General features: G+C 61.3%; 15 protein-coding genes and 1 other RNA gene. 7 read left to right on the top strand and 9 right to left on the bottom strand.

What is annotated here, in order from left to right; genetic code table 11:
• The first annotated feature begins 57 nt into the window (after positions 1-57).
• Positions 58-492 (top strand): large conductance mechanosensitive channel protein MscL, encoded by a 435-nt coding sequence (gene mscL, locus DMZ65_RS11025; protein ID WP_116598955.1) that lies wholly within the window; start codon positions 58-60, stop codon positions 490-492.
• Positions 493-657: 165 nt separating this feature from the next.
• Positions 658-1,545, top strand: coding sequence for a cation diffusion facilitator family transporter (locus DMZ65_RS11020; RefSeq protein ID WP_116599015.1), 888 nt, complete (start codon positions 658-660; stop codon positions 1,543-1,545).
• 60 nt (positions 1,546-1,605) lie between these two features.
• Here DMZ65_RS11020 and ald read toward each other — a convergent pair whose 3' ends face one another.
• Positions 1,606-2,730 carry an alanine dehydrogenase gene (ald, locus tag DMZ65_RS11015; RefSeq protein WP_116599014.1) on the bottom strand — a complete coding sequence of 375 codons (1,125 nt, stop codon included), beginning with the start codon at positions 2,728-2,730 and terminating at the stop codon, positions 1,606-1,608.
• A 138-nt stretch (positions 2,731-2,868) separates the two neighbouring features.
• Here ald and DMZ65_RS11010 point away from each other — a divergent pair, with 138 nt between their 5' ends.
• Entirely contained in the window at positions 2,869-3,327 is a 459-nt protein-coding gene (locus DMZ65_RS11010; RefSeq protein WP_116598954.1) for an Lrp/AsnC family transcriptional regulator, read from the top strand.
• 201 nt (positions 3,328-3,528) lie between these two features.
• Here DMZ65_RS11010 and rpsU read toward each other — a convergent pair whose 3' ends face one another.
• Entirely contained in the window at positions 3,529-3,735 is a 207-nt protein-coding gene (gene rpsU / locus DMZ65_RS11005; protein ID WP_116598953.1) for a 30S ribosomal protein S21, read from the bottom strand.
• A 109-nt stretch (positions 3,736-3,844) separates the two neighbouring features.
• Between rpsU and DMZ65_RS11000 the strand changes: the two genes are divergently transcribed.
• Entirely contained in the window at positions 3,845-4,546 is a 702-nt protein-coding gene (locus DMZ65_RS11000) for a COQ9 family protein (protein ID WP_116598952.1), read from the top strand.
• Between the two features lie 93 nt (positions 4,547-4,639).
• On the top strand, positions 4,640-5,623 hold the full coding sequence (locus DMZ65_RS10995) for an NAD(P)H-quinone oxidoreductase (RefSeq protein WP_116598951.1): 984 nt from the start codon (positions 4,640-4,642) through the stop codon (positions 5,621-5,623).
• Between the two features lie 33 nt (positions 5,624-5,656).
• Here DMZ65_RS10995 and DMZ65_RS10990 read toward each other — a convergent pair whose 3' ends face one another.
• Positions 5,657-6,655: a hypothetical protein gene (locus tag DMZ65_RS10990; RefSeq protein WP_116598950.1), complete on the bottom strand. Its 999-nt coding sequence runs from the start codon at positions 6,653-6,655 to the stop codon at positions 5,657-5,659.
• Between the two features lie 66 nt (positions 6,656-6,721).
• The gene (locus tag DMZ65_RS10985) at positions 6,722-7,354 is read right to left on the bottom strand and encodes a ribonuclease T2 family protein (RefSeq protein ID WP_116598949.1); all 633 of its coding nucleotides are present in this window, start codon (positions 7,352-7,354) and stop codon (positions 6,722-6,724) included.
• Positions 7,355-7,478: 124 nt separating this feature from the next.
• On the opposite strand from DMZ65_RS10985, the gene DMZ65_RS10980 reads away from it, so the two are divergent.
• The gene (locus DMZ65_RS10980) at positions 7,479-8,252 is read left to right on the top strand and encodes a DUF1013 domain-containing protein (protein WP_084352976.1); all 774 of its coding nucleotides are present in this window, start codon (positions 7,479-7,481) and stop codon (positions 8,250-8,252) included.
• A gap of 169 nt (positions 8,253-8,421) precedes the next feature.
• Here the strand turns inward: DMZ65_RS10980 and recR are convergent, their stop codons facing one another.
• The 3 genes from recR to DMZ65_RS10965 form a co-directional block, all read right to left on the bottom strand.
• Positions 8,422-9,015 carry a recombination mediator RecR gene (gene recR / locus DMZ65_RS10975; RefSeq protein WP_116598948.1) on the bottom strand — a complete coding sequence of 198 codons (594 nt, stop codon included), beginning with the start codon at positions 9,013-9,015 and terminating at the stop codon, positions 8,422-8,424.
• A 58-nt stretch (positions 9,016-9,073) separates the two neighbouring features.
• Positions 9,074-9,418, bottom strand: coding sequence for a YbaB/EbfC family nucleoid-associated protein (locus DMZ65_RS10970; protein ID WP_084352978.1), 345 nt, complete (start codon positions 9,416-9,418; stop codon positions 9,074-9,076).
• 72 nt (positions 9,419-9,490) lie between these two features.
• A complete protein-coding gene (locus tag DMZ65_RS10965) occupies positions 9,491-11,251 on the bottom strand; it encodes a DNA polymerase III subunit gamma/tau (RefSeq protein ID WP_198662676.1) in 1,761 nt (586 codons plus the stop codon).
• A gap of 23 nt (positions 11,252-11,274) precedes the next feature.
• Here DMZ65_RS10965 and DMZ65_RS19675 point away from each other — a divergent pair, with 23 nt between their 5' ends.
• On the top strand, positions 11,275-11,400 hold the full coding sequence (locus DMZ65_RS19675) for a neutral zinc metallopeptidase (RefSeq protein ID WP_232824968.1): 126 nt from the start codon (positions 11,275-11,277) through the stop codon (positions 11,398-11,400).
• 93 nt (positions 11,401-11,493) lie between these two features.
• Here DMZ65_RS19675 and ffs read toward each other — a convergent pair.
• Positions 11,494-11,592, bottom strand: an RNA gene (gene ffs, locus DMZ65_RS10960) — signal recognition particle sRNA small type.
• 21 nt (positions 11,593-11,613) lie between these two features.
• The gene (locus tag DMZ65_RS10955) at positions 11,614-12,270 is read right to left on the bottom strand and encodes an HAD family hydrolase (protein WP_116598946.1); all 657 of its coding nucleotides are present in this window, start codon (positions 12,268-12,270) and stop codon (positions 11,614-11,616) included.
• Between the last annotated feature and the right edge of the window lie 176 nt (positions 12,271-12,446).

Below are 12,446 nucleotides of genomic sequence, written 5' to 3'. Positions count from 1 at the left end.
ACCACTATGTTTTTTAACGCACTTAACCCGTGAGAGTAATCGTCTGGAGGGAACCGAATGGTACAAGAATTCAAGGATTTCATCGCCAAGGGCAATGTCATGGACATGGCCGTGGGTATCATCATCGGCGCGGCATTTACCGCGATCGTGTCATCATTGGTTGGCGATCTGATCAACCCGATCATCGGCCTGTTCACGGGCGGCATCGATTTCACCAACAAATACGCCGTGCTGTCGGGCGAAGTCCCCGCGGGTGCAAGCCTTGAAGCCGCCCGCGAAGCCGGGGCGTCGGTCTTTGCCTATGGGTCTTTCATCATGGCCGTCATCAACTTTCTGATCATAGCCTGGGTCGTGTTCATGCTGGTCAAGATGGTCAACCGGGCCAAGGCGATTGCAGAAAAGCCCGATGATGTGGCCCCCGAGGTCGATACCGGCCCGTCGGAGTTGGATATCCTCATCGAAATCCGCGACTCGCTGAAGAAATCCGCCTGAACCGATCGGGCGTGACAGCCAGAGGCCCGTCGCAGCAGCGGCGGGCCTTTTTCGTTGCGCGATCTGAAGTAATTGAAAATGCGAGACATTATCAATTGCGCTGCAATGCTTGCTGCCCCGATGTGCACAGGCTATCAGGCGGCACGCAAGGCCGGGGGTGCATTCGTGACAAAGACGATGAAGATCGCCTGGGGCAGCCTGTTCGTGGGCATCCTGGTGTTGGGCATCAAGGCGCTGGCCTGGTGGATGACCGATTCTGTTGCGCTGTATTCCGATGCGATGGAAAGCATCGTCAACGTGGCCACGGCCATCGCCGCGCTGATGGCGATCCGTGTGGCGGCGCAGCCTGCCGATGCCACCCATCCCTACGGGCATCACAAGGCCGAGTATTTCAGCGCCGTTCTGGAAGGCGTGATGATCGTCATCGCGGCGCTTTTGATCCTGCACGAGGCGTGGCAAAGCTTTGCCAATCCGCATCCCCTTGAAGCGCCCCTGTCGGGTGTGGCGGTGAACCTTTTTGCCAGTGTCATAAATGGCGTGTGGTGCTGGATCCTGCTGCGCACGGCCCGCACGGAACGCTCGCCCGCGCTGGCCGCTGACGGGCGGCACCTGTTGTCGGATGTTGTCAGCTCGGTCGGGGTGACCTTTGGTGTGCTGATAGCGATCATGACGGGTGTGCCATGGATCGATCCTGCGGTGGCGGCGCTGGTGGCGCTGAACATCCTGTGGTCCGGCTGGCATGTCATCGCCGCCTCGCTCAGCGGATTGCTGGACGAAAGCCTGCCCGAGGACATCCTGGCGGAGCTGCGCGAGGTGATCTCGGATCAGGCCGAAGGCGCCGTCGAGGCGCATGACCTGCGCACCCGTCAGGCCGGGACGGCGACATTTATCGAGTTTCATCTGGTTGTGGATGGCGCAATGTCGGTAGACGATGCACATGTCATCTGCGACCGGATCGAAGCGGGCCTGCTGGAGCGAGTGCCCGATTGCGTTGTCACCATCCATGTCGAGCCTGAACACAAGGCCAAGCATAGCGGTATCGTCGTGCTTTGACACGGTTCGGGACCGCGGACCGCGCCCGCGATGTGCAGGCGCGGTGCCTGGCAGGAGGGTTCAGCCCGTCTGTTTCAGGATGACTTGCGGTGCTGTCACGTCGATGCCAAGCGCGCGGCCCACGGCATAATAGGTCAGCTTGCCCGCATGCACGTTCAACCCGTCAAGCAGATGCGGGTCATCGGCGCAGGCTTGCTGCCAGCCCTTGTCGGCAAGCGCCAGCATGAAAGGCATCGTGGCATTGCCCAATGCGATGGTCGAGGTGCGCGCAACCGCGCCCGGCATATTGGCGACGCAGTAGTGAATGATGCCGTCAACATCATAGATCGGATCCTGATGGGTGGTCGCCTTCGACGTTTCGAAACACCCCCCCTGATCAATCGCCACATCCACCAGCACCGAACCGGGCTGCATCAGCGATAGCTGCTCGCGCGAGATCAGTTTGGGGGCTGCGGCACCGGGGATCAACACGGCACCAATGACCATGTCGGCGCGCGGCAGAAGCGTCGTCAGCGAATGCTGGTCGGAATATTGTGTGGTCAGGCGTCCCATGAACACATCGTCAAGATAGGACAGGCGCGGAATGGATCGGTCGAGCACGGTGACATTCGCGCCCATACCGGCGGCCACGCGCGCCGCGGCCGTCCCCACAACGCCGCCACCCACGATCACCACATTGGCCGGGCGCACACCGGGAACGCCGCCCAACAGCACGCCGCTGCCGCCATTGGCCTTTTGCAAGGCCCATGAGCCGCTTTGCGGGGCCAGCCGTCCGGCCACCTCGGACATCGGTGCCAGCAGGGGAAGGCCGCCACGGCTGTCGGTCACGGTTTCATAGGCGATGCAGGTCGCGCCGGACGCCATCAGATCCTTCGTCTGTTCGGGATCGGGGGCAAGATGCAGATAGGCGAACAGCACCTGACCTTCGCGCAGCATCTTGCGCTCTGCCGCTTGCGGTTCCTTGACCTTCACGATCATGTCGGCGCTGGCATAGACCTCTTCGGCGGTTTCGATGATCCGCGCTCCGGCGGCGATGTAATCCTCGTCGGTAAAGCCCGCGCCGGTGCCCGCACCCGCCTGTATCAGCATCTCGTGCCCGTGTTGCACGGCCTCATGTGCGGCGTTGGGCGTGACGCCAACCCGAAATTCCTGCGGCTTGATCTCTGTTGGGCATCCGATTTTCACGACGATCTCTCCTCCTGGTCCATTATCGCGGAGGATCGCGCAGACCTGCCGCAACTGCTTTTAGAAATAGCTCGTAAAACCACTATTGTATCGAATAACCTTCGGCAATCTGCTGCCTTCTGAAAGACATCGTGAATAATGACATTGGATGAGACGGACCGACGGATCCTCAGGGTACTTCAGCGCAGGGGCAGAATCTCGAATGCGGATCTGTCGGAAGAGATAAACCTGTCGGCCTCGGCGTGTCACAGGCGGGTGCAGCGATTGGAAGCCTGCGGCATTATCCACGAGTATGTGGCGCTGCTGGAACCGCGCAAGCTGGGCATCTCGACAACCGTTTTTGTGGAAATCACCCTGCAAAGCCAGTCGGATGAGATTTTTGACGCATTCGAGAAAGCTGTCAGCCGCATTCCGGATGTGCAGGAATGTCACCTTATGGCAGGGACGGCGGATTATATCCTCAAGGTCGTGGCCGAAGACACCGATGATTTCGCCCGCATCCACCGGCAGCACCTGGCGCGGCTGCCGGGGGTCGCGCAGATGCAATCTTCCTTTGCCCTGCGCACCGTGTTCAAAACCAATGCCCTGCCGGTCTAGGCGGCTTGCGCCGGGTGGGACGTCGGACACCGCCAGCCCGCTGACAGCGCAGTCTTCCCGAAACCCGTTGGCGTTGCAGGAATGTTGCGGCCCGATCGTCGCAATACATCCCGAAAACGACAAACCCCCGGGCAGGTGCCGCGGGGGTCGTCATTCTGGTCGTAAGCTTGAAGGTCATCAACGACCCTCGGGCAAAGTGATTTACATCATCCCTTCGCGCTGTGCTTTTTTGCGTGCCAGTTTGCGGGCCCGCCGGATCGCTTCAGCTTGCTCACGCGCTTTTTTGACGGACGGTTTCTCGAAATGTTGCTTGAGCTTCATTTCACGAAAAACGCCTTCGCGTTGCAGCTTCTTTTTCAGGGCACGAAGCGCCTGATCGACATTGTTGTCGCGAACACTAACCTGCATGTGGTTTTCACCACCTTTCTAAGTTCGAGTTGCGTGGATTGCAGGAGGTGGCCCTATAGCAAAGCCACCCTAGCTTGTCTAGACTACCGATGACCGAACGGAGGCACCGATGACCGACAGTGGACACTCCCCGCAAGAGCAGCTATTGGATGCGGCCCTGACGCATGTCGCGTTTGACGGCTGGACAGAAACGACGTTCCGCGCGGCTGTTGCGGATACCGACATGGACCCGGTGATGGCGCGCGCGCTTTACCCGCGCGGCGCGGTGGATCTGGCGCTGGCCTTCCACCGGCGCGGCGATGCGCAGATGGTGGCGCGGTTGAAGGCGGCGGACCTGTCCGGGATGCGGTTTCGAGATCGAATCGCCGCTGCCGTGCGGTATCGTCTGGAAGCGGCCGAGGATCGCGAGGCGGTGCGCCGTGGCACAACCCTGTTCGCGCTGCCGATGCATGCCGCTGACGGGGCCAAGGCGATCTGGGGCACCGCCGATCTGATCTGGAACACGCTTGGCGACAGCTCTGACGATGTGAACTGGTACACCAAGCGCGCGACATTGTCGGGGGTTTACGGCTCTGCCGTGCTGTTTTGGCTGGGCGACGATTCGCCCGACCATCAGGCGACATGGGCGTTTCTGGATCGGCGGATCGACGACGTCATGCAGATCGAGAAGGTCAAGGCGCAGGTGCGCGACAACAAATTTCTCAGCGGGGTGCTCGCAGGGCCAAACTGGTTGTTGGGTCAGATCAAGGCACCAGCACGCAGGCATGACAGTGATTTGCCGGGGCATTGGGGTGGGTCCGGGCGACCCTAGCCAGTTCCGCAACAGCGATTGAATGTCGGGGCTTGCCGAGCGGCGCAGAGAAGCTAGGCTGCGGCCAGAAGATATTGGAAAAGGTCCAGCCAGATGACACAGACAATGCGCGCAGTCGAGATTTCACAACCCGGCGGGCCAGAAGTGCTGACGCTGGTCGAACGGCCACGCCCGGAGGCGGCGCATGGGCAGGTGGTCCTGAAGCTTGCCTATGCGGGCGTGAACCGACCGGATGCCTTGCAGCGCGCGGGGGCCTATGCGCCGCCTCCGGGTGCGAGCGACCTGCCGGGGTTGGAAGCGGCGGGGGAGGTTGTCGCCGTGGGGCCGGGTGTCGATTGGCCGTCTGTGGGCGACAAGGTATGCGCGCTGTTGCCCGGCGGTGGTTATGCCGAATATGTCGCGACCCCTGCCGCGCATTGCCTGCCCGTCCCGCAAGGGATGGATCTGAAACAAGCCGCCTGTCTGCCGGAAACCTTCTTCACCGTCTGGTCCAACGTCTTCATGCGCGGCGGCCTGCAAGCGGGCGAGCGGTTTCTGATCCATGGCGGGTCCAGCGGCATCGGGACGACGGCGATCCAATTGGCGGGGCATTTCGGTGCCCGTGTCTTTGCCACCGCCGGATCTGCCGACAAATGCGCCGCCTGTACGGATTTGGGCGCGGAGCGGGCGATCAACTACCGCGACGAGGATTTTGTCGAGATTTTGCGCGCCGAGGGCGGGGCCAACCTGATCCTCGATATGGTGGGCGGTGACTATATCCCGCGCAATATCAAGGCTTTGGCGGATGATGGGCGACTGGTTCAGATCGCCTTTCTGAGCGGGCCGAAGGTTGCGCTGAACTTTGCGCAGGTGATGACGCGAAGATTGACGATTACCGGTTCGACCCTGCGGCCACAGTCGGATCTGGCCAAGGCGCGGATCGCAGACGCGCTGCGCGAACAGGTCTGGCCGCTGCTGGACGCTGGCAAAGTCGCCCCGGTGATGGATTCCGAATTCCCGCTGGAACAGGCTGCGGACGCCCATGCGCGCATGGAGGGCAGCACCCATATCGGCAAGATCGTTCTGAAAATCGACTAGGACAATCCGCCGCGATTTGCGAGTTCTCCGAAGCTAGTGCAGCTTCGGGTTCTCGTCATACATCCTGCGCGCAAGTTTGATCCAGAACGCCGGCGGCACCCGGTTCCGATGCACCAGATGGGGGTCTGTGTTTGGCCATGTGATTTTCAGATCATGGCCGGTCTTGCGAATGTCTTCTTCGAACGCAGTGTTGAGCGGTTCGAAAAAACTGATCATCCGCGCGACCTCTGCCTCGGAATAGACGGTGGTCTTGACGCCTTCGCGGAAATGTTGTTCCAGCACGCTGCGGGTGAGGTTCAGAAGTTTCCGGCTGGAGGACTGCTTGATAGAAATCTGCGCCGAAGCCCAGGCCGTCAGCGGATCTTGCGACACGTTGCTGTCCCCGGCGCTCAGCGCCGACAGTTGCGGGGTCAGATGCCCGAAACCCGCCAAATCCATGATTTCGCCAATGATCCCGTCAGGCCGTCTTATCGCCTTTTCGTAAACGAAGAAACGTATCTCTTCAGGGGCGAAACCACGTTTCAGATGGCCGTATAGCCAATTGAAATCCATCAGGACGCCGGTTGCCATGCGATGCGACAGCGCGCGTTCATACAGTCTGACCCACGGCACGGCGACGGTTGACTTGGCAACCTGAAGGTAGATGGATTGCAGAAAGGACACTTGGTTGCGGATGCAGCAGATGACCTGAAACTCGTCAAATTCCGAGCACAGTTCGCGGATGTCGGCAAGGTTGATGCGCTGTTTCGGATCGCCGCGCGAAAACTCTTCCGAGGACACGAAAACCGTCTTGTCCGTGTTGGCATAGTCGCGCACCAGCGCCTTCCACGCGCTGACCGAGCCTTCTTCGTACTGGTATTGCGGCGGCAGGGTGATCCAGTCGGTCACCAGCCCGTGCTGGCCGCTTTCCGTTCCCAGTTTTGGAAAGACAAACCCATGCTTGGCAAGCATTTTTCGGTTGAGGGCCAATATGTTCTGTATCGAGGTTGTGGCGGTCTTGTGGGTGCCAACATGAAGGATCAGCTTGGACATTCGGGCCTCGTAACGGGTCGGTTTGCCGGGGTCTGTTAGCACTGCGGACGATGCTGCGCCAGCCTCCTAGCGCACGGGGTCCAGCAGAGCATCCGTCATCCGGCAATCACGCAGGACGTCGCTGCCACAGGGCACCGGGTCAAGGTCTTTCGACAGACAAATCCGCACCTCCTGAATGCGCGCGCTCTGGCAGGTGATGGTGACCATGTCAGGCGCGAATGTCGGGTTGGCCTTCAGGAACGCTTCTTCGACGACCAAGGCCGGAATTTTCACGGGCTGATCGAGTTTGCGAAAGACCGCAGGCCGCGTGATGCTGCCATAGGCCTTGCGGGAGAGGGCAAAATAGGCCTTCGCGGAGAGGCCGGAACAGGTGCCATGCTTTTTCCACTGATGCCAGGCCAGCCCGCTTGTCCCCATGATGTCGGCCATCGCTGCTGTCTGTTGACGCGACGGCGCGCGTTCCCGCGTGCGGCAATAGGACGGCCAGCCACGGTGATATTGCGGCCAAAGCCCGTGCAGCACCCAGCCGAAATCGCGCCGCGCATCGCATTGCGGAGAGTTGCGCGCATCGCCTTCAAGCGCGCACCAGGTCGGCGACCAGCTAAGTGACAGGACGTAATAGTCGAATTTGCCTGATGGTTCACCCTCTGCGCGCGCCAGTCCCGCACTCATCAAAAACAGCAATACCAACAAACGCATTTTCTCTTTCCTCTTCCGTCTTGCGCCACTATATAGGCCCGAAGTTCCCCGACAATGGTAACCGGTCCGGATCTCGGATCAGCCTCTAGGCAGGCATCGGGGAAGATTTGTAAGGAGATACCCGATGGCAAAACTGCTGCATCCCAAGGCGACCGCCGTCTGGCTGGTGGACAATACCACGCTGACCTTCAAACAGATTGCCGATTTTGTCGGCATGCACGAGCTTGAGGTTCAGGGCATTGCCGATGGTGACGTGGCCACAGGCGTCAAGGGGTTCGATCCCATCGCCAACAATCAGCTGACCCAGGACGATATCGACAACGCTGAGAAAAACCCGCTGAACCGGCTGAAGCTGAAGTTCAACGCCGCCGCCCGCGATGAGGAAAAACGCCGTGGCCCGCGCTATACGCCGCTGTCAAAGCGTCAGGATCGTCCGGCCTCGATCCTGTGGCTGGTGAAATTCCACCCCGAACTTTCGGATGGTCAGATTTCCAAGCTGGTGGGCACCACCAAGCCGACAATTCAGGCGATCCGTGAACGGACGCATTGGAATATCGCGAACATTCAGCCCATCGACCCGGTCGCGCTGGGGCTGTGCAAACAGTCCGAGCTGGATGCAGCGGTGCAGAAAGCCTCGGCCAAGAAGCAGGCCGAGGGGGCGGCATTGTCGGACGATGATCGTCGCAAGTTGCTGTCCACCGAACAAAGCCTTGGCCAGCCCGCCGAGCCGCGGATCCCGACGGCGATCGAAGGGCTGGAAACCTTCAGCCTGTCCGACCCGCGGGGTGACGAGGACGAGGATGAGGACGAAGCGGACAAGCGCGATTCCCGCGAGTACCTGGATGCGGACAGTTTCTTCAACCTGCCGGAAAGCGGCGAGGATGACGAGCAGCCGTAATCCGGTTTTTGATGCGATTTTAATGGACCCGTTGGCCAGCGCCTGCGGGTCTTTTTTGTTTGGTCCTGTCATTATGGGGCGCGTGCGTGGACAGGGCAGGAGCGAGGGGCCAGCCCCTCGCGCTCCCCGGAGTATTTTGCCAAGAAGAAGGCGCGAAAAAAGGGGATGATCAGATCGGTTTGCGGGCGTTCAGGGCGGCTGAGATCGTACCGTCGTCGAGGTAGTCCAGTTCGCCGCCGATCGGGACACCCTGCGCCAGGGAGGTCAGCGTGACCCGGTGTTCCATCTGGTCGGCGATGTAATGTGCGGTGGTCTGGCCCTCGACCGTGGCGTTGAGTGCGAGAATGACTTCGGTGATCTCTTCGTCATCAATCCGGTCCGCGAGGCGGGGGATGCGCAGGTCTTCGGGCCCGACCGCGTCAAGCGCGGAGAGCGTGCCGCCGAGCACATGATAACGGCCCTTGAAGACGCCTGATCGTTCCATTGCCCAAAGGTCGGCCACATCCTCGACCACGCAGATCTGGCCGTTGGCGCGTTTGTTTGACGTGCAGATGTCACAAAGGTCGGCGGTGCCGATATTGCCGCAGTTCACGCATTCCCGCGCGGAGGCGGCGACGTTTTGCATGAGATCGGCGAGCGGCGTCATCTGCAAGGCGCGCTTGCGGATCAGGTGCAGCACCGCGCGGCGGGCCGAGCGGGGGCCGAGGCCTGGCAGCTTGGCCATCAGGACGATCAGCGCGTCGATATCGCGGGTGCTGGACAAGCGGGGTTTCCCTTGCAGGTAGGGCGGCGCGTCCGGAGAGGCACCGCCGGTTGCCGGATCAGAAAGGCAGTTTCATGTCCTTGGGCAGGCCCATGCCTTCGGTCAGTTTGGCCATCTCGTCCTGCGCCTTTTCGCTGGCTTTGGCCTGCGCGTCCTTGATTGCGGCAAGGATCAGATCCTCGACCACTTCCTTTTCGTCAGGATTGAAGATCGACGGATCAATATCCAGCGCCCGCAGGTCGCCCTTGGCCGAACAGGTTGCCTTGACCAGACCCGCGCCGGATTCTCCGGTAACGGTGATATTCTGCATATCTTCCTGAAGCTGGGCCATCTTGCCCTGCATTTCCTGCGCTTTCTTCATCATCCCGGCCATGTCACCGAGATTTCCGAGGCCTTTGAACATCTGAATATCCTTTTGTTATCGGGTTGGTGCCTGAAATACGCATTGCCGGGCAGTGTCACAAGTGGGGAAGGGTCAGTTGTCCTCGAACGGATCCCATTCGCCCTCGACCTCGGGCAGGGCTTCGGCACCTGCTTCGGCGGCAATGTCTTCGGCGGTGCGGATGGTGGTGATCCGGGCCTTGGGGAAGGCGGCGATGACGGCTTGCCACATCGGGTGTTCCATTGCGCGCATCTTGAGGGCCAATGCAGCGGCATCGCGTTTCTCGGCAATGGTTTCAGCCGTGGCACCGTTCACGACCGACACCGCCCAGCGGTTGCCCGTCCAGCGTTGCAGGGCGCTGCCCAGATTCTGGGCAAGGTTGGCAGGGGCGTTGTCTGTCGGCGTAAATTCGATCCGGCCGGGTTGGTAGGCGGCGAGACGCAGGCCGGTTTCCACCTCGACCAGCAGCTTGACGTCGCGATTGGCGCGGATCAGGTCCAGGACATGTTCGAAAGTGGGGAACCGCGCGAGTGCGTGATCCTGCGCGATGGCCTGTGCGGGCGCGCCTCCCTGCGCGGTTGCGCCGGAAGAGGGCGCTGATCCGCGTGCGTGTTGGGGCGTTGCTTGTAGGGTCGAAGCTGTGGTGCCGCCTGTTGGCGCGCCACCACCCGATGGTCCATTGGGCGGCGGTGGGGGCGTGTCCTGCAACTTGCGCAGCAATTCTTCGGGCGAGGGCAGTTCCGCCACATGGGTCAGGCGGATGATCGCCATTTCGGCGGCCATCATCGCGTTTGGCGCGCTGGCAACCTCGTCCAGCGCCTTGAGCAGCATCTGCCACATTCGCGTCATGGCGCGCATCGGCAGCGCCTCGGCCATCTGCAGGCCGCGGCTGCGTTCGTCGGGCGAAATCGTGGGATCCTCGGCGGCCTCGGGCGTGATCTTGACCACGGAGATCCAATGCGTAATCTCGGCCAGATCGCGCAGCACGGCCATCGGATCGGCCCCATCGGCATATTGGCCGGAGAGTTCGGTCAGGGCACCCGCCGCATCGCCCCGCATGATCATGTCATAAAGGTCCAGCACCCGGCCACGATCGGCCAGCCCCAGCATGGCGCGGACCTGCTCGGCGGTGGTCTCGCCAGCACCGTGGCTGATCGCCTGATCCAGCAGCGAGGTGGCATCGCGGGCAGAGCCTTCGGCGGCGCGGGTGATCAGGGCAAGCGCCTCGTCGGTGATCTCGGCGCTTTCGGCGCTGGCGATCTTGCGCAGCAGGGCGATCTGGGTTTCGGGTTCGATCCGGCGCAAATCGAAACGCTGGCAGCGTGACAGGACGGTGACGGGAACTTTGCGGATCTCGGTCGTGGCGAAGATGAACTTGACGTGTTCGGGCGGCTCTTCCAGCGTTTTCAACAGCGCGTTGAATGCGCCGGTGGACAGCATGTGAACTTCGTCGATGATGTAGACCTTGTAGCGCGCCGAGGCTGCCCGGTAATGCACGGAATCGATGATTTCGCGGATATTGGCGACGCCGGTATTCGATGCCGCGTCCATTTCCATCACATCGACATGGCGGCCTTCCATGATGGCCACGCAATGTTCGCATTGCCCGCAAGGTTCCGTCGTCGGGCCGCCGTTTCCGTCCGTGCCGATGCAGTTCATCCCCTTGGCGATGATCCGCGCGGTGGTGGTTTTGCCAGTGCCGCGAATGCCGGTCATGATGAAGGCCTGCGCGATGCGGTCGGCCTTGAACGCGTTTTTCAGCGTGCGCACCATCGCGTCCTGACCGACAAGATCGGCAAAGGTTTCGGGCCGGTATTTCCGGGCGAGCACCTGATAGGCGGGGGAATCGGTCATGCGGTCCTTGCTGGGATTTGGCTGTGTCGGGCAGAGCGTACAAACACGTCGGCCAAAGGTCCAGCGAACAGCGCTCTGGCTGGTTCGCGCGCGGCTATGACAGCGGGCGGATGGCCGATTGCGATACATTCGGCGCGGAACGGTTGTAACGTCGAAAGCAGGTGGGTCCGCGTGGCCCCCTGACGGGCGCTGAACAGTCGCCGCCAAGGCAACCATTCGCGGCTCTCGCATGATGCGGGGAAAGGTGAGAGGCTGGACAACGACCCAAGCGGGGCTCGTTACGGCTGCTTCCTTCCGGATCTGACCGGGTTGGCGAGGCGCTCGCCCGCGCCAACCTCTCACCCCCTATCTAGGGTGTTGGATCAAGATTCGCAAGGTGCCGGTAGCAACCCGGCCTGATGCGCGCCCAACAGCAGGCTGTCCGCGACGATTTGGGCGAATTTCCCCGAGGCCGGAATGATGTCGGGCACCTGTACAACATGCATCCCGGCGGCAAAGGCCGCTTGCGCGCCGGTTTCGCTATCCTCGAAGGCCAGACAGGACTCTGGGCTGACGCGCAGGCGGCGCGCGGCTTCCAGATAGGGTTCGGGATGCGGTTTGGCGTTGGTGATGCAGTCCACGGTCACAACGGTTTTTATCCAACGCCCAAGCCCGGTAATGCGCAATTTCTGGTCCGCCTCTGCCTGACTGGACGAGGTGCAGATCGCGCGGGGCACGTCACGCTCTGCCAGCCAGGTCAGCAGCTCTTCGACGCCGGGCTTCAGGGGAATCTCCGTCTCGAAATGCTCGCGCGCGACCTCGACCCAGGTTGCGAACAGCGCGGGTAGGTCGATATCGCCATATTCCGCGCGCAGGATCGACGTTCCCGCAACCTTGTCCTTGCCGATGAGGCTGTGCAGCAGCTTGTCCGTCACAGGCAGCCCATGTGCCTCAAACGCGATCCGGGAGGAATTCATCGACAGGGTTTCCGTGTCGATCAGGGTGCCGTCGAGATCAAAGATTACAGCAGCGAAGGTCATGGTTTCTCCTGTAGCGCCCGTATTTGCCGGTCCGCGTTTTGCGGGCCTCAACCGTGTTGCATCGGATCGCGGATTTTCCGGACGGTATCACGCATTTAGCGGGGCGATGTATGTGGAGATCGCATGAACCAGATCGGATGCAAGGTGCTGTAAACACCATACGGGCGGCGCTGTCG

The organism is Primorskyibacter marinus, assembly GCF_003313245.1.
In the GTDB taxonomy this organism is placed as follows: Bacteria; Pseudomonadota; Alphaproteobacteria; order Rhodobacterales; family Rhodobacteraceae; genus Primorskyibacter; species Primorskyibacter marinus.
This window is presented reverse-complemented; position numbering and strand designations above follow the sequence as displayed.